Below are 22,298 nucleotides of genomic sequence, written 5' to 3'. Positions count from 1 at the left end.
GACATTTCGAATTACGCTCGTAACTTCGAACGGGACCGTAAAATGTAAGCGCTTGCACGTCAATGAGTTGCACAGGACTTTCGGTCGGCGCCGGTCGTTTCCCGTTGGACAACGGTCGGCCGATCGCATGACGTGGACAGTTCCGGGCGCGTAATCTCGGACCGGCTGCCGAACGGCGGTGAGAAGGGGGTCCGATGGGCATCGCGGGCGCGCGCAACAGTGCGGGGCGGGTCGCCGCGGCGCTGCGGCGCGCGAGAACCAGCTCCGTGATGCGCGAACTCGCCGGCGAACTCGGTGCGGCGGTACGGGCCAGGCCCCAGCCACCGGCCGGGGTGCACGAGGTGTGCCGGGCGCTGTGCGAGGAGATGAGCGTGCGCCGCGGCGGACGGCCCGTCGAGCTGCGCTTCGAGCGGTTCCCCGAAGAGATCGAAGTCACCGGTCTGTGCGTGGAGTTCCAGGACTTCGACCTGGTCATCGTGGAGGAGCGGGCCGAGGCGGTGCAGCAACTGGTCATCCTGGGCCACGAGTTGTGGCACCTGCACGCCGGGCACCGCCACCACCACGGCATCGGCACGGCCGCCGCCCACGCCCTGGCCGGGCCCCGCGGCTGGGACGACCTCGCCCTGACGGTCGCGGCCCGCAACGGCTCCCGGCAGACGGACGAGGCGGAGGCGGACGACTTCGGGCACCGGCTGGCGGCGATGTTCCGGCCCTTCGTGGCCGGAGAGGGCGGCGAGGCCTCGCCCGACCCGGTCCAGAGGTCCCTCGGCTACCGCGGACGCGGAGGCGGGCGGCGGTGACACATCCCCAACTGGCCTCAGGACCGGCCGAGTTCTTCACGGGGCTGTACATCTCCTTCTGGCTCCCGGGCCTGGTCCTCGGCACAGCCCTGGCGATCAAGCTGCCCAGCCTCGTCAAGCTGTGGCGGGACCCGCTGCTGCGTGCCGTCGGCGGCCTGCTGCTGCTCGCCTGCGCGGTGTTCGTCTTCGCGGCCCCGAGCACCATCGCCTGGACGAACCGGGTCACCGGCGTACCGAACATCGCGGCCCCCTGGGTGTACTCCCTGATCACCGCGCTCTCCGCGTCCTGGCTGCTGCTCGTCATCCACTGGCGCAACGGCCGTACCGAACGTCAGGCGCAGACCCGGCGCGCGACCCGGTGGGTCGTCTCCGTCTACGCCGCCGTGGTCGTCGCGCTGTGGGTCCTCTTCGCGCTCGCCGACGTACCGGTCGAACAGATCGAGGACCTGGACACCTACTACGCCACGACACCGTTCATGCGCGAGGAGATCCTCCTCTATCTGATCGTGCACACGGTGGCCTGTCTGATCACCGCCCGGCTCATCTGGACATGGATCCGCACCGACGGGCTCGACGGCTGGCTGCGCTGGGGGCTGAGGTTCCTGAGCGTCGGCTACGTCACGAACCTGCTCTTCAGCGCCGCCAAGTTCACCGCCATCACGGCCCGTTGGACAGGGCACGACCTGAACTGGCTCAACACCAACATCGCGCCGTCCGCCGCGTGCATCGGCGCCACCATGGTCGCGGTCGGCATCATCGTCCCGCACGCCGGGCAGTACCTCCAGGAACGCTGGCTGGTCAACCGCCGCCGCCGGAGCCTGGCGCCGCTGGCCCGGCTGCTGCGGAGCGTCACGGGCCGCCGCGAGCCGCTCGCCCTGCGGGCGACCCCCGAGATCCGTCTGATCCGCCGCGAGACCTATATCCGCGACGCGCTCCTCCAGCTCTCCCGCCACCTCGACGAGGACCTGCGACGCCGGTCCTACGACAGCGCCCTCGCCCTCGGTGCCGAGCCCGGCCGGGCCCAGGCCCTCGCCGCCGCCGTGACGATCCTGGACGCGGTGGAGGCGGAGCGGCGCGCTCCGGACGGCGACAGAACGACCGCCCCCGACACCGCGTACCTGTTGCAGGAGATCTACGCCGTGTCCGAGGCCCTGCGCGCTCCCGACGAGATCACGGCGGTACGCGCCCGCGCCGCCGTCCCGGCAACGGGCCCGTCCACGGATGAGTACAGCGTCTTCTCGGGGGACACCCCCCGGACCCCCGGCAGCAAAGCAGGTCGGCAAGGATGACCGGCGTGGACATCGCGAGGCAAGCTTGAGTGAACGCCCGTCCCCCGCCGGAGTCGCCGTCGTCCTCGGGGGATCTCACACCGGCATGCTCGCGGCACGCGCCCTGGCCGGGCTCGCCGACCGGGTCGTCGTCGTGGAGCGCGACGAACTGCCCCGGGAACCCGCGCCCCGCAAGGGCCTGCCGCAAGCGCGCCACGTCCACATGCTGTGGTCGGGCGGGGCCCTGGCCATGGAGGAACTGCTGCCGGGCATCACCGAGGTGCTCCGCGCCGCCGGGGCCCGCCGGGCGCCGATCACCACGGACATGGTCGGCCTCTCTCCGCGCGGCTGGTTCCGCCGGTGGCCCGAGTCCCACCACGTGATCCTGGCCGGACGGGACCTGCTCGACGCGACGATCCGCGCGCAGGTCCTCGCGGACGAGCGGATCGAGGTGCTCGGCGCGGAGGTGCTGGGGCTCGTGGGCGGCCCGGAGGCGGTCACCGGGGTCCGGGTGCGCGAGCGCGACGGCCGGGAGCGGATCCTCGACGCGGGCATGGTCGTCGACTGCACCGGCCGGAGTTCCGGAGCGCCCCGCTGGCTGACCGACCTCGGGCTGCCCGCGCCGGAGCGGCGCGAGGTCGACTCCGGTCTGGCGTACGCCAGCCGGCTCTATCTCGCGCCCGAGCAGGCTCGCCGCGGCTTCCCGGTGATCAACGTGCAGCCGGACCCACGGGACGGCGGCCCCGGCCGGACAGGCGTCCTGCTGCCCATCGAGCACGGCCGCTGGCTGGTCACCCTCAGCGGCACCCGCGGCGGCGAACCCACGCCCGCGAACGCCTCCTCCGACGACTTCATCCGCTTCGCCCGCGAGGAGCTGCGGCATCCGCTCGTCGGCGACCTGATCGCACGGGCCGAACCGCTGTCCGACGTGGCCTTCACCCGCACGACCGTCAACCGCCGGAACTTCTACGAACGGATGCCGGTCTGGCCCGACCACTTCACCGTCCTCGGCGACGCGCTCGCCGCGTACAACCCCGTCTACGGCCATGGCCTCGCGGTCGGCGCGCAGAGCGCCCTGATCCTGCGGGATGTCGTACGGCGTCGCGGCCTGGGCACGCCCGGGCTGTCCCGTCGTATCCAGAAGGCGGTGGCCCGGCCGGCCGGCGCGGCGTGGGATCTGGCGACCGGGCAGGACGTGTTCTACCCGGGGGCCACGGAGAACGGCCCCACGCTGCGGGACCGGCTCGTGGCCGCGTACGTGAACCGGCTCATGTACACGGCCACCGGCAACGGCCGGATCGCCCGCCGCGTGACCGACGTGACGTCGCTGGAGCGGCGGGCGGAGGTGTTGCTCACGCCGTCGGTTCTGCTGGCGGCCGTGGTCGGGCCGTTGAAGCCGCCACTGAGCGGACCGCCGTTGACCGGGGACGAGGTGAAGCGGGCGGGCCTGCGGTGAAGGGCGCGCGCGACGGGCGTCAGCCGGCGAACGCCGGCTGTGCCAGCCCCTTTCCGGCCCCCGGCACCACCAGCAGCGAACCCGCCACCGGGTGCGGGGACTCCAGGCCCACCCGCGCCGTCGTGACATACAGGTCGGTCAGGTCCGCACCTCCGAACGCGCAGGCCGTGACCAGCGGGGTCGGAAGGGTGACCACCCGGTCCAGCTCGCCGTCCGGCGTGTAGCGGCGTACCGCCCCGCCGTCCCACAGCGCCACCCACACACAGCCGTCGGCGTCGACGGTGAGGCCGTCGGGGAAGCCCGCGCCCTCCTCGATCTCCGCGAACCGGCGGCGCCCGGAGATCCGCCCCGCCGCGTGGTCGAAGACGTCGACACAGCGGGTCGGCGAGTCGATGTAGTACATCCGGCGTCCGTCGGGGCTCCACCCGGTGCCGTTGCTGACGGCCACGTCGTCGAGGACGGCCTCGACGGATCCGTCACCACAGACACGGGACAGAGTGCCGCCGCCCGGCGCCTCGTCGTACCGCATGGTGCCCGCCCAGAGCGATCCGTCGGGCGCGACGGCGGCGTCGTTGGCGCGGCGGCCGGGGACGCGTTCGCGGTGCAGCCAACGGAAGCCTTCGTCCGCATCCAGGAGGCCCACGCCGTCCACGAGATTGAGGACGAGCCCTCCGCCGACGCGCGGCTTGGCGGCGCCCACATGCTGGTCGACGACCCGCAGCGTTCGCCGGCCGGTCGCGGGCTCGTACGTGTGCACCCGCCCCCCGAGGATGTCGACCCAGATCAGCCGCCCGGCCGCCGCGTCCCAGGTCGGGCCCTCGCCGAGGGTCGCCTCGGCCCGTACCGCCACCTCGTACTTGTACGTCATCCCACGCTCCGGTGACCCAGCCGCTCGGACAGTTCGGCCGCGCCCTTGGCGGCGAGCTGCTCCAGCTCACCGCGCCGCTCGTCGCTCCAGCGGATCATCGGCACGGAGATGGACAGCGCGGCGACGACCCGGCCGGTACGGTCCCGGACGGGGGCGGCGACGCAGGAGACGTCGGGGTTGGACTCCCGGCTCTCGACGGCGATCCCCCGCTCCCGGATCTCGTCGAGGGTCTCGCGCAGGGCGGCCGGGTCGGTGATGCTGTTCGGGGTCATCGCGACCAGCTCGGCGTCGTCCGGGATGCGCGCGGTGAGTTCCGCCTCGGGAAGGGAGGCCAGCAGCATCTTGCCGACGGAAGTGCAGTGCGCGGGCAGCCGGCGTCCGGCGGCGGAGACCATCCGCACGGCGTGCGTCGAGTCGACCTTGGCGATGTAGATGACGTCGGTGCCCTCGAGGATCGCCACATGCACGGTCTCGTCGCAGGTCTCGGCGACGGACCGGGCGACCTGCTGTCCCTCGGCGGCGAGGTCCAGCTGCTCGGCGTACCGGCTGCCGAGCTGGTACGGCCGTACGCCCAGCCGGTACCGTCCCGGCTGGCCCGGTACCTGGACGATGTACGACCGGGCGGCGAGCGTGGTGACCAGCTCGTGCACGGTGGTGCGCGGCAGCTGCAGCTTGCGCACGATGTCGGGGGCGGAGAGCGTGCCGTCCCCGTCGAGGAAGAGCTCGAGAATGTCGAGAGCCCGGGTCACGGCAGGTACGAGACGTCCCACGTCCGGCCCCCTCCCTTGGTATGTGTTCGAGATTTCAACAGGCGATCGGAATAACGAACACAGGCTACTCAAGGTCTGTTTGCCTGGGCAATGGGCAGGCACCCATCACCCCTGTACCTCCCCCAGCCTCCCCCGCAACCGCTGCGCCCGCAGCACCAGCTCCAGCTCGAAGCGGCGGTCCGGGTCGTCGATCTCGTCGCCCCAGAGTTCGCGGATCTGGCGGAGGCGGTAGCGGACGGTCTGCGGGTGGACGCCTAGGCGGGCCGCCACCTCGGGGGCGCCGCCGCGGGTCTCCAGCCAGGCCAGCAGGGTCTGGGCGAGCCGGCGGCCATGGGTGGGGCCGCAGTGGGCGAGGGGGGCGAGGCAGCGCAGGGCGAGGTCGTCGAGGAGTTCCTCGGGCTGGAGCAGGACCAGCGCCTCGGTGTACTCGGTGCAGTACAGGACGTCGCCGGCGGGCAGCAGACCGCGTTCCATCAGGCGTACGGCCGCCTCCGCCCAGCGCAGTGACTTCGCCGCGTCCGCCAGGCGGACCGGGGGGCCGATGGCGCCGGACCAGCCGGTCAGGGCGCGGTGCAGCAGTTCGGGGCGGCCGGCGGCGTCCGGTTCGGGGACGACCATGCGGGGCTGCTCGTACTCCATGTCGAGGAGGACGCCCTGGCCCACCGCGGGGGCGACGGCCTCCCGGGCGGGACGCAGCAGTACGCCCACCGCGACCTTCTCCGGCAGCGGCCAGCCGATCCGGGCGGCCCGTTCGCTGAGCGCGTCGGCCGGGTCGCCGCGGTGGTGCTCGGCGAGCAGGAGCTCCATCAGGCGGCGCTGCAGCCTCAGCCGTTCTCCGGCCTGCCGTGCCGCCGCCTCCGCATAGCCCCGTACCGACTGGTCGACCAGGCCGTCGAGGTACTCGTAGCCCGCGTCGACCAGCTCGTACATCGCCGGGGGCGGGATGTCCACGCGCTGGCCGATGTCGGCGAAACGGCGCCAGGCCAGTCGTACGCCCATGCGGTAGATCGCCTGCAGCGAGTCCAGGCTACGGCCGTTGAGTCCCTCGCCGCGGCCGAATTCCTGGAAGACGCCCGGCGGTACGGTCGGGCGGCCCTCCGCGGTCTCCAGGTGCTGGACGAAGACCTCGATGGCGCGGCGGATGCCGACCAGGGCCATCGGCTCGCCGGACTCGTCGAGGACGACGGGCAGATGGGGATACTCGCGGCGGATCTCGCGCAGGATCTCCTCGGCCAGGTCGGGCGCCTCGGACATGGCGATCGCGGCGAAGCGGCGGACCTGGAGGCGCGGGACGTCGAGCCAGGCCGAGCGGGTGGACACTGCCGGGGAGCGGGCAGGCTGCTTCATTGGCTTCGCCTCCGGGGCGCTACAGCCGGTGTCGAGAGGGCGACCGTGCTCAGCCCCTCCTTCGTCGGGCCTCCGCGCTCCCCCACTCTCGACTTCGCTCGAGCGGGGGGACCCCCACGCCCTCTCGACACCGGCGCGCCCCTGCGGCTCCGCACCGGTCAGCTCCCCTGGCCGGCTTGCTCGTAGGTGATCAGGGGGGTGTTCGGTTGGTCGGGGGTCGCCTCCAGGAGTGCGACGAGGCCGAGGGCGGCTCCTACGGCCAGTGCGGCGGCGGCCGCCACCGTGAGCGCTGCGGCGAGCAGTCTGGACATCTCGGGTCAGCCTTTCCGGACATTTCTAGACGCATCTGGACACATCTAGAGGTACTCGAAAGGTCGCCCTCACCCTTGCGCCGGCCCCGTCCGGCAAAGGTTCAGTCTTGACTTTCCATTGACACTCCGTCAAGGGTGCGCCTACGGTTCCCGGCGCAGACGGGTTCGCGCGCACTGTTCCCCCAGCACGTCCCAAGCCTTTGGAGTGCCAGGATGCGCCGTACTGCCTCACCGCTGTCACTGATCCTGCTCGGCCTCGGCACGTTCCTGCTGGTGCTGGCGCCTCTGCTGGCCTGGTACGTGGAGCCGCGGGCCGCCGTGAATCCGATCGACATCGACCAGACCGCCGTCTACAAGGGCACAGGTTCCGTCTTCGACGTGGAGCAGGTCGAGACCGTCCCCGACCAGGCCATCACCATCACCCAGCGCGTCCGCGGCGACGTCGCCGAGAGCGAACGCAGCGGACGGGCCGCCGTCTGGGACGTGACGACCACCGTCGACACGGACAAGTCCCTACCTGCGGCCGATCCGCACGACGCGCTGGACTTCGTACCGCACCGCTGGGTCAGCGACCGCCGGACCAACCGGCCGGTGCACTGCTGCGGCGAGACGCCGTACATCGAGGGCGAGGCGTATCTGAAGTTCCCCTTCGACGTGCAGAAACGCGACTACCAGTGGTGGGACAACACCGGCGGGCGCACGGTCACGCTGCGGTACCGGGACGAGAAGAAGATCAAGGGGTACGAGGGGTATCGGTTCACCGGAACCGTTCCGGCCATCAAGACCGGAACGCGACTCGTGCCCGGCGCCATCATCGACCAGCCCGAGCGCTCCCAGGTCTTCGCCGAGGAGTGGTACGCCAACCACGGCATCGAGCTGGTCGTCGACCAGGCCACCGGCCGGGTGCTCTACGCCCAGACCGGCCCGCGCCGGACGCTGCGCGCGCCGGGCGGGGACGAGGACGCGGCGGTGCTCCTGGACAGCCCGAAGATCGCGTTCACGGACGAGACACAGGAGTTCGCGGTCGAGCGGGCCAAGGAGGACAGCGGGCAACTGCGCCTCGTGGGGCGGACCCTGCCGGTGGGGGCGGCCGTGGCCGGATTCGTACTCGCGGCGGTGGGTGGCGTTCTGGTGATACGTGGGCGGAAAAGTCCGGAAAACACCGAGAAATCCGAACAATACCCACCGACCCTCACGATGTGATGTGGCGTCAGCTCCACAAAGCCCGGAAATTGTCACGCCGGTGAGTAGCAGCTTCGAACCACTGGGCGAAAACTGTCCACCCCCACAACTGAACACAGTGCGCCCACACCCTGTTCACAGGACAGTTCGCTCCATTCACAGAAGGAGTCCACGCCGTCACAGGCGCCCTCACAGGCGCCCTCACAGGCGCCCCAACAGGCGAAAACTACCCCACGCCCACATGCACACCCCCCACCCCATGTGCCACTCCCCCCACTGAGTTCCGCACCCTGAGACGAGTTGGAGCACCGATGCCCCAGCACGTGCCTTCCCGGCTGCGCGCCGCACTCCCCCGGGCGCCGCAGCACCCCCCGGCGCTCCCCCCACCTCCGCGCCGAATCGTCTTCCTCGCCCATCGGGACCTGGGCAATCCTGCCGCCGGCGGTTCCGAGCTCCTGGTCGACCGGCTCGCCGACGGACTGACCCGCCTGGGCCACCAGGTGACCCTGCTGTGCGGCGGCCCGGCCTCCTTCCGTGACTACCGGGTCGTGTCGGCGGGCGGTGAGTACGGCCATTTCCTGCGCGCCCGTTCCGCCTTCGCCCGGCAGGTCGGCGACTGCGATCTGCTGGTCGAGGTGTGCAACGGCATGCCGTACTTCGCGCCGATGTGGCATCGCGGGCCCACGATGTGCCTGGTCAACCATGTCCACACCGATCTCTGGAAGATGCGGTTCGGCGGCGGGCCACTGGCGCCGGCCGCCCGGATCGGACGAAGACTCGAACACTGGGCGCTGACCGGTGCGCAGCACCGGAGTCTGATGGTCGCCGTCTCCCCCTCCACGGCCCACGCCCTGCGCGCGATCGGCGTCGAACGGGACCGGATCCGTGTCGTCCACAACGGGGTCGAGGACCCCGGCCCACGCGCCGACCGCTCGCCCGAGCCGCTGTTCGTGGCGGTGGGGCGGCTCGTCGAGTACAAGCGGATCGATCTGCTGCTGCGGCTGTGGGAGCGGGTGCGGCCGGTGACGGGCGGGCGGCTGGTGATCGTCGGCGACGGGCCCGAACGCGCGCGGCTGGAGCAACTCGCCGGTGCGGGCGTGGAGTTCGCCGGGCATGTCAGCGAGGCCGAGAAACACCGGCTGCTGTGTGCGGCGTGGCTGCTCGTGCATCCCTCCGCGGTGGAGGGATGGGGGCTGGTCGTCACGGAGGCGGCGGCTCGGGAGACGCCGGCGATCGCCTTTGATGTGCCGGGGCTTCGTGACTCCGTCGTGGACGGGGAGACGGGGGTTCTCGCGCATGGGGAGTCCTCGTTCGCGGCCGCGTGGTGCACGCTTGCGCTCTCGGAGCATCGGCGGGAGCTGATGGGGAAGGCGGCGCGGGACCGGGCGGCGCGGTATCGCTGGGATCGGACGGTGCGGCAGTTCCGGGCGGTTGCCGCGGAGGCGGTGCGGGGTTGGACGCCGTGACGCCTAAGCGCCGTGACGGTGAGGCCGGTTTGCGACTGCGGGTCGCGCGTGGCTGGTCGCGCAGTTCCCCGCGCCCCTTTGGGGGCGCCCCACTGGACCGGCGTTTGAAGGATCCGTCCCTTCGGCGGTCCCTCACCCTCTTCCGTGCGTTCTTGCATGAGCAGGACGATCCCGACGCCTGCTACTCGCTCCTCGCCCGGGATGCTGTCGATCAGGTCGAGGCCTACGACGGTCCCGTCACCGGGCGTACCGTCGTCGACGTCGGTGGCGGGAGCGGGCACTTCACCGAGGAGTTTCGGCGGCGTGGTGCGCACGCGTTTCTCTTCGAGCCCGATGTACGGGAGTTGGGGGAGAAGCCTCCCGACGCGGCCGTGATCGCGGACGGGTATCTGCTTCCCCTGTACGACTCAGTCGCCGACGTCGCTTTCTCGTCCAATGTGCTCGAGCATGTGGCCGATCCGCAGACGTTCCTGAGTGAGCTGGTGCGGGTGACCCGGCCCGGTGGGCTGATCTATGTGTCGTTCACCAACTGGCTGTCCCCGTGGGGCGGTCATGAGTGGGCGCCCTGGCACTACTTCGGTGCGGAGTGGGCCCGGGCCCGCTATCGGCGCCGTACCGGGAAGCCCGCGAAGCACACCCTCGGCGAGAACCTGTTCGCCGTGCACATCGGTCCGACCCTGCGGCAGGTGCGTGCCCGGGACGACGTCACCGTCGTCTCGGCGCGCTCCCGCTACTGGCCGTTCCTCGCGGAGACCGTCGTCAAGGCGCCGGGCATCCGTGAGGTGGCCACCTGGAATCTCCTCCTCGTCCTCCGGCGGTGTCCTCCATGACGACCACGGTCCAGGCTCCTCCTCCGGCAGCCGTCCCCACCACCACGACCGCGTCGGGCCCGCCGCACGGCCCCCGGTCGCGGCGCTGGCTGCTGGGGTTCTGGGCCGTGGTCTTCGTGCTGCTGCTCGCGGTGCAACCCGGGCGGCAGACCTTCGACACGAAGCTGGGCGTGACCGTCGACCCCGGTCAATTCCTCGCCGATCTGGGCCAGTTGTGGCACGACCGGGGTTCCTTCGGCGGGATCTCGGACCAGTACGTCGGTTACCTGTGGCCGATGCTGCCGTACTACTGGCTGTGCGATCTGGTGCGGTTGCCGGTGTGGCTGGCGGAACGGCTGTGGTTGTCGCTGATCGTGTCCGTCGCCTTCTGGGGCGCGCTGCGGCTGGCCGAGCGGCTGGGGATCGGCAGCGGCGGGTCCCGGCTGGTCGGGGCGGTGGCGTATGCGCTGTGGCCGACCTTCACGATCGTCGTCGGGTCCACGTCGGCGGCGGCTCTGCCCGGTGCGTTCCTGCCGTGGGTCCTGCTGCCGCTGACGAACGAGCGGTACGCCGCACGGGTCGCCGCCCTCCGCTCGGCGCTGATCGTGCCGTTCATGGGCGGAGTCAACGCGGCGGCGACGCTGGCGTCCCTGCTGCCGGTGGGTCTCTACCTTCTGTCCCGCCCACCGGGACCACGGCAGCGCAAGCTGATCGCCTGGTGGGTGCCCGGCGTGATCCTGGCGACCGCCTGGTGGTGGATCCCGCTGCTGCTGCTCGGCTTCTACGGCGAGAACTTCCTTCCGTACGTGGAGACTTCGCAGACCACGACGGACACGATGGCGGCGACGGAGGCCCTGCGCGGCGCCGGGAACTGGGTCGCCTATCTGCACTTCGGTGAGGCCTGGCTGCCCGCCGGGTGGACCGTCGTGTCCTCGGTCGTCGTGATCGTCTGCTCGACGCTGGCCGCCGGACTCGGCCTCGCGGGACTGGCCCGGCGTGATCTGCCGGAGCGGCGCTGGCTGGTGCTGACCGTGCTGACGGTGGCGCTGATCGTGCTCGCCGGGTACGGCGGGGCCTTCGGAGCGCCCTTCCACGGGGTGGTGCAGGACTGGCTGAACGGCGGTCTGGCTCCCTTCCGCAACATCTACAAGTTCCTGCCGGGCCTCGCCCTCGCTCTCGTCCTGGGCCTGGCCCATCTGGTGGGCGTGGCCGCCGAGCAGCGCGGCGCCCGCCCGGTCCGGGGCCGTCGACTCGCGCCGCTGATCGCGGCGGTGCTGGTGCTGCCGGGGCTGATGTGGCCGTATCTCAACGGGTCGATCCTGAACCCGGGTTCCTTCCAGGAGATCCCCAAGTACTGGACGGCGACGGCGGATTGGCTGGAGGAGTACTCGCCGGACTCACGTGCCCTGGTGGTCCCGGCGACCGCGCACGGCATCTACACCTGGGGCTCGACGATCGACCAGCCGTTGGACGTGGTGGCCAAGTCACGCTGGGCGCAACGGGATTACGTCCCGATGGGCACGCCCGGTAACCGGCGCGCGATGGACGCCGTGGAGCAGGCGCTGATGTCGGGCGCTGAAGTCCCGGGGCTGGCGGACTACTTGAGCCGAGCTGGCATCCATTACGTCGTCGTCCGCAACGACCTCGATCCCGACCAGATCGGCCACGTACCGACCACGACGGTCAAGCGCACCCTGGAACAGTCCGGGTACGAGCGGGTGAAGGGCCTGGGCCCGGTCATGACGGGCGGCCGGATCGCCGAGGGCACCCCGCTGGAGATCGAGGGCATCTACCCGAGGCAGCGGGCAGTGGAGATCTACCAGCCGCCGGGGGACGAGGGTGTACCACGTCCCGGCCAGGCTTCGCTGCTGCCGGTGTCCGACACGGCCGTGGTCTCCGGCGGCCCGGAGGCGCTGCTGCCACTTGCTTCCGAACTCCGGGGCCGCGCAACGGTGTTGACCGGGGACAACCATCCCGGACTCGGCACGCCACCCGTGCAGGTGGTGGGCGACGGACTGCGTCGCGCGGACACACGGTTCGGGCTGGTCAACGCGAACACGTCGTACACGTACACCCGCGACGAACGCAACGCGCCGGACGCCGCCCAGGACGCCGGCGAGAAACCCCACCAGATCCTGCCGACCGAGGGCCTCGGCCATCAGACGGTCGCCGAACTGCGCGGCGCCCGCTCGGTCACGGCCTCCTCGTACGGCAACTGGCTCTTCCACCTCCCGCAGTACGACCCGGTGAACGCCTTCGACGGCAACCCGGACACCGCCTGGGCCGAGGGCTCGGCGGGCTCGGCGGACGGCCAGTGGCTGCGGATCGGGTTCAGCCAGGCGTACGACATGCCGTCGTCGTTCAGGGTGTCGCCGTTGCCGCAGGAGAGTGTGCGTTCGGCGGCGACACGCGTGCGGGTGGAGACGCAGAGGGGAGTGCGGACCAGCGTCCTGCGCCCGGACGGGACGGCGCAGAGCATCAAGGCGCCCGCGGGTGAGACGAGTTGGATGCGGCTGACGATCGTCGACTCGGTGGCGCGGCACACCGGTCTGACGGGTGCGGGCTTCTCCGAGATCTCGCTGCCTGACGTGCAGGTCACGCGCATGCTGCGCCTGCCGACGGACGCGCAGGATGCCGGTGCCGCCGCGGAGATCGTCTCGCTGCACCGCACGGCCGACCCGACCGGTCTCTCGGCGACGGGCACGGAGGCGGGCCTGCACCGCCGCTTCTCCACGGGCACGGCAGGGACGTACGAGGTGACGGCGAGCGCGGTGCCGGTGCCGGGCGCCGAACTCGACCGGCTGCTGTACGACGTCGCCCCCGACCAGCAGAACCGCATCGTCGCCACCGCCGACTCCACGGCACGGCTCGGCGCGGGCCTGGCGGCGCGCAACCTCACGGACGGCGACCTGACCACGGCCTGGATCGCGGGCGACCGCCCCACCATCCACCTCCGCTGGGACGGCGATCAGCCCGTCGGCGAACTGGTCCTGGCCCCCGCGGGCGGCCTCTCCACCCGCCCCACCGAGGTACAGATCAGCTCCCCGGACGGAGCGGCCGTCGCGGGCGTCGACGAGAACGGCTGGGTCCGCTTCCCGCCGATCACCACGGACCGCCTCGACATCACCGTCACGGCGACGGCCCCGCTGACCCTCCACAACCCGGTCGTCGACGAGGACCTGCGACTGCCGGTGGGCCTGACGGAGGCATACGTCCCGGCGCTCGACCGCTACCGCACGCCCCAGCCGGCGGCCACGCGGGCCTTCTCCCTGCCGTGCGGGCAAGGGCCGGTGATGGCGGTCGACGGGGAGCTGTACGAGACGAGTGTGCGGGGGACGGTACGGGACCTGACGGAACGGCGGCCTGTACAGGTGAGCCTCTGTCAGGAGGGACGTGCGGACGCCGAGTTGGACCTGACCTCCGGCCCGCACCGGGTCGAGGGCGGGGACGCCGGGCCGCTCGCGCTCACCGATGTCACCCTGACGCGCGGCGGGGAACTCGCCGAGCCCACGTCCGCGGACCGCAACCTCCAGATACGTGACTGGCTCGGCGACCAGCGCCAGGTGACCGTCGGGTCGGGCGCGGCCACGTACCTGACGACGTACGAGAACTACAACGACGGCTGGAAAGCCACCCTGAACGGGGATGAGTTGTCCCCGGTCCGCCTCGACGGCTGGCAGCAGGGCTGGCGGATCCCGGCCGGGGCGGGCGGCACGGTCAAGCTGTCGTACGAACCCGCGACGACGTACGACGCCGCGCTGATCGGCGGGGGTGTCGCGGTGGCGGCCCTGGTGGGACTTGTCCTCTGGCGCCGGCGCTCCCCGAACCCCGACGACCCGCAGCCGGTGCCCCCGCCGCCGGGCCTGTGGCTCGGGACGGTGGCGCTGATGCTGGTGGGCGCGGTGATCGCCGGGTGGTTCGCCCTGCTGGTACCGGCGTTGGCGCTCCTGGCCTACCGACGGCACGCACTGCTCGTACCGATCGCGTTCGTCGCGCTCGCGGGGGCGGGGATCGCTGCGGCGGGGGCCGGGGAGCCGGCGGGCGCGGAGGAGGGGGCCTTCGGTCCGGCGGCTCAACTCCTGGCGCTGATCGGGTTGTTCGCGGGGTTGGTGAGCGTGCGGGAGCGGGACTCGACGGCGGTGCCGCCACCGGTCGCGGGGCCGCCTCCCAGCTCGGAAGCCCCGACGCAGCAGTTGCCGCAACGGGAGCGGGGCGCGAGCCCTCTCGGTGCCGAGCCCCCGCCGCCCGCCCGCCCGGACGCCGGCCCGACCGTCTCGGCGCGGGGCCCCGGCGGCCCGCCGCCCGATCCGCCCACCGTGCGCTTCACGTTCCGCAAACCGAGGCTCCGGGCGACACCCCAGGCCAACCTGAGGGGGGACCGCGCATGACGACGCTGGAGCACCGCGCCGAAGGCCCCGTACGGCCTCCCGAGCGCATCCCGTTCCCCGTGGTGGACGAGATCGCCCGCCACTGCCTCCAGGAGGAGGAACCCGAAACAGTCCACATCGAGGTCCACCTCCCGGGCCACCTCGACCGCGACCGCCTACGCTCCGCCTTCAACGAGGCCCTCCGCCGCCATCCCCGCATCCTCATGCGGGAAGCGGCGGGGCGGTGGTACCGACGCCGGTACGAGTGGGAACTGACGGCGGACCCGGACGTGGAGGTCGTGACTTTCCTGCCACCGAGCCCGGATGCCCTGCGAGGCGCGCGGACGCGTGCGCTGGTGGAGGCACCGCCGCTGACGGCTTCGCCGCCGATACGGCTGGAGGTGGTGGAGGGGGCGGGGCCGGTGGAGGGGAGCGAGGCGATGGATGCGGTGGGGGAGCCGACTGCGGCTGCGGGCAGCGGTGTGGGCCGGGGTGACGCCCACGCAACGGCTGCTGACGCTGCTGCACCCGCCGCCGCTGCCGATACTGATACTGCCCCCGCCGCCGCTGCGGGCAGTCGTGCCGCTGGGGCGGCACGGGTGGGCGCAGCGGCACCCGGCCAGCGCCGGCCAGCGCCCCCACCCCCCGGCAGCAACGCCGGTCACAGCAAAGGCACCGGCACCGTCCTCTTCCTCACCATCAACCACACCGCCCTCGACGGCCCCGCCTGCCTCCGCGTCCTCGCCACCGCCGCAGAGCTGTACAGCGGCCGGGACAACTCCCCCGCAGCCTCCCCCACCCGCCCGACGCAACCCCCACCCCACCCCGAAGAGACCCCCTCCAACTGGTCACCCCCCGCCCGAGTAGCCCCCGGCACCCCCGAACCCTCCCCCGGCAACGGCATGCTCGTCACCGAACTCCCCCTCCCCCACCGCCCCAAAGGCTCCCCCTACACGGTGAACGACCAGCTCATGGTCACCACAGCCCTGATGATCAGCCACTGGAACAGAGAACACGGCGAACACCCCCGCCCCCTCCGCATCACGATGCCCGTGGACGACCGCCCAAGAGACACGACGATGCCGATAGGCAACGGCACCCGCCTGGTAGAAGTCCCCTTCACGCCGACCGAGTTGAACCCGACGGACATGCCCGCACTCCTCAGCCGTACGGCACTCCGCACCCGCGCCCTCAAGTCCCTCCCCCGCCCCCAACTCGGCCACGGAGCCACCCTCCTCACCACCCCGGTCACCCCCGTGTCCTGGCGAGCCGCCCTCACCAGAACCCTCCGCCGAGCAGCCGCCCCCTGGACCTCGACGACGCTCCTCAGCAACATCGGCCGCATCCCGTACCCCCTGGACTTCGGCGAGGAGGCAGGCCGCGCGCACGCCGTCTGGTTCTCGGCACCCGCGAGAATGCCCCGCGGCCTCACCGTCACCACCGCCTCCACCGCCGGCCGCCTGCACCTGGCCCTGCGCTGGTCCCGCGCCCTGCTCAGCCACGGCGACGGCGCGCACCTGCGTGACCTGTTCGAGCACTATCTGCACACCACGGAGGTGGCCCCATGACGACCACCACCCCACCCCGCACGGAACTGCGCGACTTCTACGAGAACCCGGCGGTCCCCGTAGCCTCCGGCACCCCCCGCACCCTCCGCCAGGCCCGCCTCCTGGCCACCGCCCTAGGCCCGTCAACCGGCCCGTCCGGCCACACCCGCACGATCCTCGACATCGGCTGCGGCGACGGCACGGCGGCAGCCACCACCGCACCGCTCCTCCCCGGCCACCGCATCATCGGCGTCGACTGGTCCCAGGACGCCCTGAAACGCGCGCACACCAGAATCCCGTACACCCTCCGCGCGGAACTCAACTCCCTTCCCTTCAGGGATGGTTCGGCGGATGCCGTGCTGTTCAGCGAAGTGATCGAGCACCTCGTAGACCCGGACGCGGCGCTGGACGAGATCCGCCGGGTGCTGCGCCCGGGCGGCCATCTGATGCTGTCCACCCCGAACCTGGCCGCCTGGTACAACCGCGCCCTGCTCCTCGCGGGCGTGCAGCCCGTCTTCTCGGAGGTCAGCCTGCGCGCGATCCACGGCCGGCCGGGACGGGAAGTCGTAGGACATCTGAGGCTCTACACGGCCCGCGCCCTCCGCGAGTACGTCACCGCGGCAGGCTTCGAAGTCGTACGACTCAAAGGGGCGCCCTTCCACGGCGTACCGCGCCCTCTGCGCCCGCTCGACCGCCTCGCCTGCTCCAGAGCCCCACTCGCCTCGATCCTCCTCCTGCACGCGCGAAGGACGTAGCCGATGTGGTGGGGAGTGGCCGCGGCCCTGTTGGCGAACGTCCTCTACAGCACCGGTTTCGTCCTGGAGAAACGGGCGCTCGCGGCCCTGCCCCAGGTGACCGTGCGCGAACCGGCGAAGCTGCTGAGGCTGGTCCTGGGCAGCCCGCTGTGGATAGGCGGATCGCTGTCGTTGGCCGCCGGCTTCGCCGCACAGCTGGTCGTCTACCGCACGCTCCCGATCGCCGCCGCGCAGGGCATCTTCGTCTCCGGCCTGGTCCTGCTGGTGCTGCTGTCGGCCCGGCTGCTCGGCGAGGAGACCACCGGCCGCGAGCGGTACGCCCTCGGCGCGATCCTCGCCGCGCTGCTGATGGTCGTACTGTCGCTGCGGGAGGACTCGGACACCGTGGGCAGCGAGGCACCATACCCCCTGATCCTCCTCGTCTGCGTGCCCTCACTCGCCGCGGGCGTCTGGCTGTACGGCTCCGCCGAGCGCCGCGCCCGCCACCGGCACCGGCTGCCGACGACCGGCGTCGAATACGGCGTGGCGGTGGGCGTGTTGTACGGCGTCAGCTCGCTGGCCATCAAGGGCGTCTCGAACTACCTCACGGACCTCACGACAAGCGGAATCGGCGAGGCGCTGCTCGATGTCCTCCGCTCCCCGTATCCGTATCTCCTGCTGTTCACCGGCGCGTTCGGGCTGGTCATGTCGCAGGCGGCGCTGCAACGCTGCCGGGCCTCGCTGATCGTGCCGGTGTGTACGACGGTGACCTGCCTCTATACGGCGGTGCTCGGCACGCTGTCGTTCGGCGAGGCGCTGCCGCAGGAGCCGCTGCGGCTGGCGCTGCGGCTCGCGGGCACGGCGCTGGCGATCACCGTACTGCTGACCATGCCCAAGCACGACCGGCAGGCTGCCGCCCAACCCTCCCTCGGTGCCAAGGAGTTGACACCACCGTGAAACCCGACGACCCCCTGCTCCAGATCCTGGCGTGTCCGCTCGACAAGGGCCCGCTGCACCTAGTCACGGCCGAGACGGACGAGACGGACGAAACAGACACGTCCGGCAAGGAGGAGCTGCTGTACAACCCGCGCCTTCGCCGCCGTTACCCGATCGTCGACGGCATTCCGCAGCTGCTGCCCTCGTCCGGGGAGCAGGTCACGGACGACGAACACGAGGAACTCCTCAAACGCATCGAACTCCTCAAGCGGACGGCCCCATGACGACCACGGCCCCCAGAACCCTTGCCGCCCGTGTGGCACCCCTGCTCCCGACCCGCCTGGTCGCGGCAGCCGCCCGGGCCGTCTACCCCCGCTTCGAACCGGAGCTGGCCCGGCTCGGCGAGCTGTGCCCGCCGGACTGCGGCACGGCGGTGGACATCGGCGGCTGGTACGGCCCCTGGACGCGCCGCCTGGCAAGGCGTGCCCGCGAGGTCGTCACCATAGAACCGGTCCCCCACCTGGCACGCCTCCTCGCCGGCACGGCCCCACCGAACGTCCGCGTGATCCGCGCCGCCGCCTCCGACCGCCCCGGCATGGCCCGCCTCTGGCTCCCGGCGGACGACCCGGGCGACAGGGGCGTGTCCTCCCTGGTCCGCCGCGACATCCACAGCCGTGCACTGGACGTCGGATGCGTAGCCCTGGACGACTTGGGGCTCCGGAACGTCGACTTCATCAAGATCGACGTGGACGGCGGCGAACTGGCGGTGCTGCGCGGGTCGACGGGCATCCTCTCCCGCGACCGCCCGGCCCTCTTCGTCGAACTGGAGTCCCGCATCCAGCCGATAGCCCGCGTAGTCACCTACCTCTCCCTCCTCCGCTACGACGGCTGGGTCCTGCCCGGCGACACCTGGGTCCCCCTCGCCTCCTTCCCCCTGGAGGCCCATCAGGCGGAGGCCGCCCACGTCGTCACCCAGGGCCTGCTCCCCCGCGTCCTCCCCTTCCGCCACCGCCCCCGCTACGTCAACTCCGTCCTCTTCCTCCCGGACGGCCGCCGTCCGGGAGGAAGAGTGGTGAGCGACGAGATGAGCGACGAGGTGAGCGACGATGGGGAGCATGCCGTCCGCAACGCGCCCCCAAGGCCCCTTCACCCCCCTCGACTTCCAGCTGGTCCTGCTGCGCCGCATGGCCGACCACAATCCGGACCTGGTGGCGGACGCACGCACTGAACTGGGCGCCTCCATCGCGGACATGCGCGAGGCGAACAAGCGCTGGCAAGCAATGCTCCACTCACCGCGCGCCCGAGCGGCAGCGTCCCGCTACCGCTCGATCCTGGGCGCCCCCGAGTCGGCGGTGATGCGCACTATCGGCGACCTGAAGTGCGAGGCCTTGCAGTGGCCGCTCCCCCTCTGGTCCGACCTGCGCTTCGAAGTCCTCCTCGCCCCGAACGGCACGGTGTGGAACGAGTGGCTGGTCCGCGCGCCGGGTACCGAGGGCCCGACCCTCCGCACCCTGGACGACCTCACCCCCTGGTCCTGCACGGTCGACGAGGCGGCCCGCGCATTCGCCCCGGCCCGTCCACTGGAGGGTTCGGCCCCGACTCGGTGGGGGCTGGCGTTCAGGGCGCCGGATGGGGAGGGGAGGGCGCGGGAGGTGGCCGCGGAGTTCACGTGGGGGTTGTTGCAGCGGGTGGCGGTCGCCGACTGAACGAACCTGACGGAGCCCCGAACCCGTTGTCAAGCCAGGCAGCGGAAAGACAGCCAATCCCCAGAAACACCCCATATCGCAGCCGGTGATCCGCCACGATGCCCCCATGAACGAACACGGATTCCTGGAGAGCACCAAGCAGTTCGCCCTCTACCTGTCCGAGCTCCAGAACAGCCTCGACCCCGAGTCGTACGACCTGCTGCTGCGCATCCTCAAGGGCACCAACGACGCGCTGGTCCACCGCAACACCGACATCGACATCGCCCTCTCCCCACGCGAACAGGAACTGTTCACCCCCGAGTTCGGCAAACAGCTCCAACAACTCCTCACCCTCCTGGGCCCACTCGGCACGCAGACGTTCGTCGACGTCGAACCCTTTCCGGGCAAAGATTCCGAGCAGAGCGACAGCGAGCGGGAACAACTCCGCCGTGAGGTAGAGGCGATCGCCAAGGCCAGCGGCCTCGAACCGTAGCCACGCGGCTTCTGCTGGATCACCGAGGCTTGGTGCCCTTGATTGCCAGCACGGCCGGTGTGGGGGCTCCGCTTTCGGCGAACCGGTCGAGTGTCAGGCCGGCGTCGAGGAACGCGTGCAGCAGTTCAGGGAGTGGCCAATGGGTGGCACCGACCTTGTCGCGCACCCCCTTGTCCGTCCAGGACGCCTTGGTCCAGCGGCCGTCGAGATAGCCCGGGCGGATGACAACTGCCTCAAGGTCGCCGCGATCTGCGAATCCACCGGAGAAGCAGGGATGGACACCGATGTGCACGAACACTCCACCCGGACGCAGAACCCGAACGGCCTCACGCAGCACCTCCGGATAACGGGGCATATCCGTGTGCACCATCACCGCGACAGCCGCCGGCAGAAAACCATCACGGACCGGCAATCGCCCGGCGTCAGCTTGCACGACCGGCAGCCGCTCACACGCATAGCGCAGCATCCCGCCGGACAGGTCAACGCCGACCGGGGTCCAGCCCAGCGCACGGAGACGGTCCGCGTGGATGCCGGTGCCACACCCGATCTCCAGGCAGGTGCCGCTGCCTTCCCCCAGAAGATCGTTCAGGAGAACGTCCAGGCTCAGGGGATGCCCATCTCCCGTTCCGGCACGCGGGCGGTTGAGGAACTCGGTCTCGTACCAGTCAGCGATCTCGTCGTATGACGCCGTCGATGCCACCAATCACCCCTCCTGCCCAGGGCAGTCGTTCCTCCAAGGCTGCCCAAGAGAGCCGACTCTGCCCCGTATTCCGCCCGAGGCAGAACCGGTCGATCCACCGCGATTCCCCGTTGTCCCCGCTCGATCTGGTGCCGCCATTGCCACCAAGCGTTTTCCCAACACGCCCTATCGGCGCTTTCCGCACACCGCGCGCTCGACCATCCCGTACGTCGCCTTCTCCTGCTCCGCCGACCGCTCCTGATCACCGAAGCGCGTGGTGAACACGGCCGCCGCGGCCGAGACGTCGCCGTCCGGGGTGACGGCGGCCTCGGAGACCGTGCCGAAGGACGTGCCGCCGTGGTACCAGACGCCGGTGTCGCAGCCGTCGACGGGGCGCCAGGCGATGCCGAGCCCGTAGCGGGCCTTGGCGCCGCCGGCGAAGTCGGGGGCGGGCACCGTGGTGCGCATCTGCGCCAGCTGCTTCGGCGGCAGCAACGTGCCGTCCATCAGGGCACGGAGGAACGTGTTCATGTCGGTGGTCGTGCTGACGATGCCGCCGTCCGCGCCGCCGTCGACCTGGAGCGTGGTGTCGGTGAGGTCGTCGCGGCCGGGGAACTGGAGGTAGGCGGTGGCGGTGGGCTGAGGGACGTAGGCGGAGGTGCCCAGCGTCAGGGTGTGGTGCAGGCCGAGCGGCTCGATGATCCGCTCGTGGATCTCCTGCTCCCAGGGATGTCCGGTGGCCCGCTCGATGATCATGCCGATCAGGACGTAGTTGGTGTTGGAGTAGGCCCACCGGGTCTCGGAGCCGGGATCCTCCGCGTCCGGCAGCCAGCCCGGAGCGCGTGTCATGGCCAATGCGACCTGCTCTGCGGGCGTGCGCGCCGTGAAGCGCTGCGCGCGATAGTTCTCGGGCGTCAGTTCCTTGGGATCGCTGAACAGGATGTCCGTGTAGTTGGGCAGGCCGCTGGTGTGCTGGAGGAGGTTGCGGATGGTGACCCGGCTGCCGTCGTTGCCGTGGCCGGTCACCACCCCTGGCAGCCACTTCTCCACGGTGTCGTCGAGAGCCAACTCGCCCTCGGCCACCAACTGAAGCGCGGCCACGGCCACGAAGGTCTTGGTGTCGCTGCCGATCCGGTAGTACGCGTCGAACGGGACCCGCCCGCCCCGCTCCAGATCCCGGACACCCGCCCTCGCCTCGCGATTACGCCCGCCGGCGTCCCGCGCCTGCACGACCAGACCGGAGGCGCCCGTACCCACCACCGCATCCGCGTCCCGCTGCAACCGCGTACCCCTCGCCGAGTCGCTTTCATCGCCCTGCGCCCAAGCTCCCGAGCCGAGCACGGTGGCCCCTACGACCGCCGCACCGACACCGGCCGCGACCAGCGCCACCCTCGGCCGGACGAGCCGGCCCCACTGCTTCCGCATCGTCGTCAACACGGATCAGACGCTACGGACCGGCCCACCGCGGGCCCATCCGGCAGCCCGGCCCCTCGAAGCTGGGGGTAACCCCACCTGTGCCCCACTCGGCCATGCGATCGAAGCGTTGGCATGCCCGTACGCCCGTATGGGTTATCGTGCCT

Annotated in this window: 20 protein-coding genes; 14 read left to right on the top strand and 6 right to left on the bottom strand. The window is 71.3% G+C overall.

Going from position 1 to position 22,298, the window contains the following annotated elements; all coding sequences use genetic code 11:
* Positions 1-194 precede the first annotated feature (194 nt).
* The 3 genes from AB0I98_RS37310 (at position 195) to AB0I98_RS37300 (ending at position 3,524) form a co-directional block, all read left to right on the top strand.
* Positions 195-800 carry a toxin-antitoxin system, toxin component family protein gene (locus AB0I98_RS37310; RefSeq protein WP_362949635.1) on the top strand — a complete coding sequence of 202 codons (606 nt, stop codon included), beginning with the start codon at positions 195-197 and terminating at the stop codon, positions 798-800.
* A complete protein-coding gene (locus tag AB0I98_RS37305) occupies positions 797-2,089 on the top strand; it encodes an MAB_1171c family putative transporter (RefSeq protein ID WP_362949633.1) in 1,293 nt (430 codons plus the stop codon). The genes AB0I98_RS37310 and AB0I98_RS37305 overlap by 4 nt, the downstream gene beginning before the upstream one ends.
* A gap of 85 nt (positions 2,090-2,174) precedes the next feature.
* Entirely contained in the window at positions 2,175-3,524 is a 1,350-nt protein-coding gene (locus AB0I98_RS37300) for a pyridine nucleotide-disulfide oxidoreductase (protein WP_362949689.1), read from the top strand.
* Positions 3,525-3,543: 19 nt separating this feature from the next.
* Here AB0I98_RS37300 and AB0I98_RS37295 read toward each other — a convergent pair whose 3' ends face one another.
* From AB0I98_RS37295 to AB0I98_RS37280, 4 genes are all read right to left on the bottom strand, one after another.
* Positions 3,544-4,392, bottom strand: coding sequence for an SMP-30/gluconolactonase/LRE family protein (locus AB0I98_RS37295; RefSeq protein WP_362949632.1), 849 nt, complete (start codon positions 4,390-4,392; stop codon positions 3,544-3,546).
* Positions 4,389-5,162: an IclR family transcriptional regulator gene (locus tag AB0I98_RS37290; protein ID WP_362949630.1), complete on the bottom strand. Its 774-nt coding sequence runs from the start codon at positions 5,160-5,162 to the stop codon at positions 4,389-4,391. Before AB0I98_RS37290 ends, AB0I98_RS37295 begins: the two co-directional genes overlap by 4 nt.
* A 105-nt stretch (positions 5,163-5,267) precedes the next feature.
* Positions 5,268-6,509 carry a helix-turn-helix domain-containing protein gene (locus tag AB0I98_RS37285; RefSeq protein ID WP_362949628.1) on the bottom strand — a complete coding sequence of 414 codons (1,242 nt, stop codon included), beginning with the start codon at positions 6,507-6,509 and terminating at the stop codon, positions 5,268-5,270.
* A 158-nt stretch (positions 6,510-6,667) separates the two neighbouring features.
* On the bottom strand, positions 6,668-6,820 hold the full coding sequence (locus tag AB0I98_RS37280; protein WP_362949627.1) for a hypothetical protein: 153 nt from the start codon (positions 6,818-6,820) through the stop codon (positions 6,668-6,670).
* A gap of 213 nt (positions 6,821-7,033) precedes the next feature.
* On the opposite strand from AB0I98_RS37280, the gene AB0I98_RS37275 reads away from it, so the two are divergent.
* From AB0I98_RS37275 to AB0I98_RS37225, 11 genes are all read left to right on the top strand, one after another.
* Positions 7,034-8,023 (top strand): DUF3068 domain-containing protein, encoded by a 990-nt coding sequence (locus AB0I98_RS37275; RefSeq protein ID WP_362949625.1) that lies wholly within the window; start codon positions 7,034-7,036, stop codon positions 8,021-8,023.
* A gap of 290 nt (positions 8,024-8,313) precedes the next feature.
* Positions 8,314-9,468, top strand: a complete 1,155-nt coding sequence (locus AB0I98_RS37270) for a glycosyltransferase family 4 protein (protein WP_362949623.1) — start codon at positions 8,314-8,316, stop codon at positions 9,466-9,468.
* Between the two features lie 104 nt (positions 9,469-9,572).
* Positions 9,573-10,298 (top strand): class I SAM-dependent methyltransferase, encoded by a 726-nt coding sequence (locus tag AB0I98_RS37265; protein ID WP_362949621.1) that lies wholly within the window; start codon positions 9,573-9,575, stop codon positions 10,296-10,298.
* On the top strand, positions 10,295-14,665 hold the full coding sequence (locus tag AB0I98_RS37260; RefSeq protein ID WP_362949619.1) for an alpha-(1->3)-arabinofuranosyltransferase family protein: 4,371 nt from the start codon (positions 10,295-10,297) through the stop codon (positions 14,663-14,665). Before AB0I98_RS37265 ends, AB0I98_RS37260 begins: the two co-directional genes overlap by 4 nt.
* Positions 14,662-16,212: a condensation protein gene (locus AB0I98_RS37255; RefSeq protein WP_362949617.1), complete on the top strand. Its 1,551-nt coding sequence runs from the start codon at positions 14,662-14,664 to the stop codon at positions 16,210-16,212. Before AB0I98_RS37260 ends, AB0I98_RS37255 begins: the two co-directional genes overlap by 4 nt.
* Positions 16,209-16,946 carry a methyltransferase domain-containing protein gene (locus tag AB0I98_RS37250; protein WP_362949615.1) on the top strand — a complete coding sequence of 246 codons (738 nt, stop codon included), beginning with the start codon at positions 16,209-16,211 and terminating at the stop codon, positions 16,944-16,946. The genes AB0I98_RS37255 and AB0I98_RS37250 overlap by 4 nt, the downstream gene beginning before the upstream one ends.
* A 15-nt stretch (positions 16,947-16,961) precedes the next feature.
* Entirely contained in the window at positions 16,962-17,882 is a 921-nt protein-coding gene (locus AB0I98_RS37245) for a hypothetical protein (RefSeq protein ID WP_362949687.1), read from the top strand.
* Complete coding sequence (locus tag AB0I98_RS37240) at positions 17,879-18,145, top strand: Trm112 family protein (RefSeq protein WP_362949613.1); 267 nt, start codon at positions 17,879-17,881, stop codon at positions 18,143-18,145. The genes AB0I98_RS37245 and AB0I98_RS37240 overlap by 4 nt, the downstream gene beginning before the upstream one ends.
* Complete coding sequence (locus tag AB0I98_RS37235) at positions 18,142-19,089, top strand: FkbM family methyltransferase (protein ID WP_362949611.1); 948 nt, start codon at positions 18,142-18,144, stop codon at positions 19,087-19,089. The genes AB0I98_RS37240 and AB0I98_RS37235 overlap by 4 nt, the downstream gene beginning before the upstream one ends.
* Positions 18,977-19,567, top strand: coding sequence for a hypothetical protein (locus AB0I98_RS37230; protein ID WP_362949609.1), 591 nt, complete (start codon positions 18,977-18,979; stop codon positions 19,565-19,567). Before AB0I98_RS37235 ends, AB0I98_RS37230 begins: the two co-directional genes overlap by 113 nt.
* Positions 19,568-19,673: 106 nt before the next feature.
* On the top strand, positions 19,674-20,039 hold the full coding sequence (locus tag AB0I98_RS37225; RefSeq protein WP_362949607.1) for a hypothetical protein: 366 nt from the start codon (positions 19,674-19,676) through the stop codon (positions 20,037-20,039).
* Positions 20,040-20,058: 19 nt separating this feature from the next.
* Here the strand turns inward: AB0I98_RS37225 and AB0I98_RS37220 are convergent, their stop codons facing one another.
* Together AB0I98_RS37220 and AB0I98_RS37215 are read right to left on the bottom strand one after the other, a co-directional pair.
* The gene (locus AB0I98_RS37220; protein WP_362949605.1) at positions 20,059-20,739 is read right to left on the bottom strand and encodes a class I SAM-dependent methyltransferase; all 681 of its coding nucleotides are present in this window, start codon (positions 20,737-20,739) and stop codon (positions 20,059-20,061) included.
* Positions 20,740-20,904: 165 nt separating this feature from the next.
* A complete protein-coding gene (locus AB0I98_RS37215; RefSeq protein WP_362949603.1) occupies positions 20,905-22,155 on the bottom strand; it encodes a serine hydrolase domain-containing protein in 1,251 nt (416 codons plus the stop codon).
* Positions 22,156-22,298 lie beyond the last annotated feature (143 nt).

The organism is Streptomyces sp. NPDC050211, assembly GCF_040656035.1.
Taxonomy (GTDB): domain Bacteria; phylum Actinomycetota; class Actinomycetes; order Streptomycetales; family Streptomycetaceae; genus Streptomyces.
This window is presented reverse-complemented; position numbering and strand designations above follow the sequence as displayed.

Bases quoted from the DNA above. Each gene is read 5' to 3' on its own strand.
- AB0I98_RS37310 (WP_362949635.1), top strand. From the start codon at position 195: ATGGGCATCGCGGGCGCGCGCAACAGTGCGGGGCGGGTCGCCGCGGCG.
- AB0I98_RS37300 (WP_362949689.1), top strand. From the start codon at position 2,175: ATGCTCGCGGCACGCGCCCTGGCCGGGCTCGCCGACCGGGTCGTCGTC.
- AB0I98_RS37295 (WP_362949632.1), bottom strand. From the start codon at position 4,392: ATGACGTACAAGTACGAGGTGGCGGTACGGGCCGAGGCGACCCTCGGC.
- AB0I98_RS37285 (WP_362949628.1), bottom strand. From the start codon at position 6,509: ATGAAGCAGCCTGCCCGCTCCCCGGCAGTGTCCACCCGCTCGGCCTGG.
- AB0I98_RS37280 (WP_362949627.1), bottom strand. From the start codon at position 6,820: ATGTCCAGACTGCTCGCCGCAGCGCTCACGGTGGCGGCCGCCGCCGCA.
- AB0I98_RS37275 (WP_362949625.1), top strand. From the start codon at position 7,034: ATGCGCCGTACTGCCTCACCGCTGTCACTGATCCTGCTCGGCCTCGGC.
- AB0I98_RS37270 (WP_362949623.1), top strand. From the start codon at position 8,314: ATGCCCCAGCACGTGCCTTCCCGGCTGCGCGCCGCACTCCCCCGGGCG.
- AB0I98_RS37260 (WP_362949619.1), top strand. From the start codon at position 10,295: ATGACGACCACGGTCCAGGCTCCTCCTCCGGCAGCCGTCCCCACCACC.
- AB0I98_RS37255 (WP_362949617.1), top strand. From the start codon at position 14,662: ATGACGACGCTGGAGCACCGCGCCGAAGGCCCCGTACGGCCTCCCGAG.
- AB0I98_RS37250 (WP_362949615.1), top strand. From the start codon at position 16,209: ATGACGACCACCACCCCACCCCGCACGGAACTGCGCGACTTCTACGAG.
- AB0I98_RS37235 (WP_362949611.1), top strand. From the start codon at position 18,142: ATGACGACCACGGCCCCCAGAACCCTTGCCGCCCGTGTGGCACCCCTG.
- AB0I98_RS37230 (WP_362949609.1), top strand. From the start codon at position 18,977: ATGCCGTCCGCAACGCGCCCCCAAGGCCCCTTCACCCCCCTCGACTTC.
- AB0I98_RS37225 (WP_362949607.1), top strand. From the start codon at position 19,674: ATGAACGAACACGGATTCCTGGAGAGCACCAAGCAGTTCGCCCTCTAC.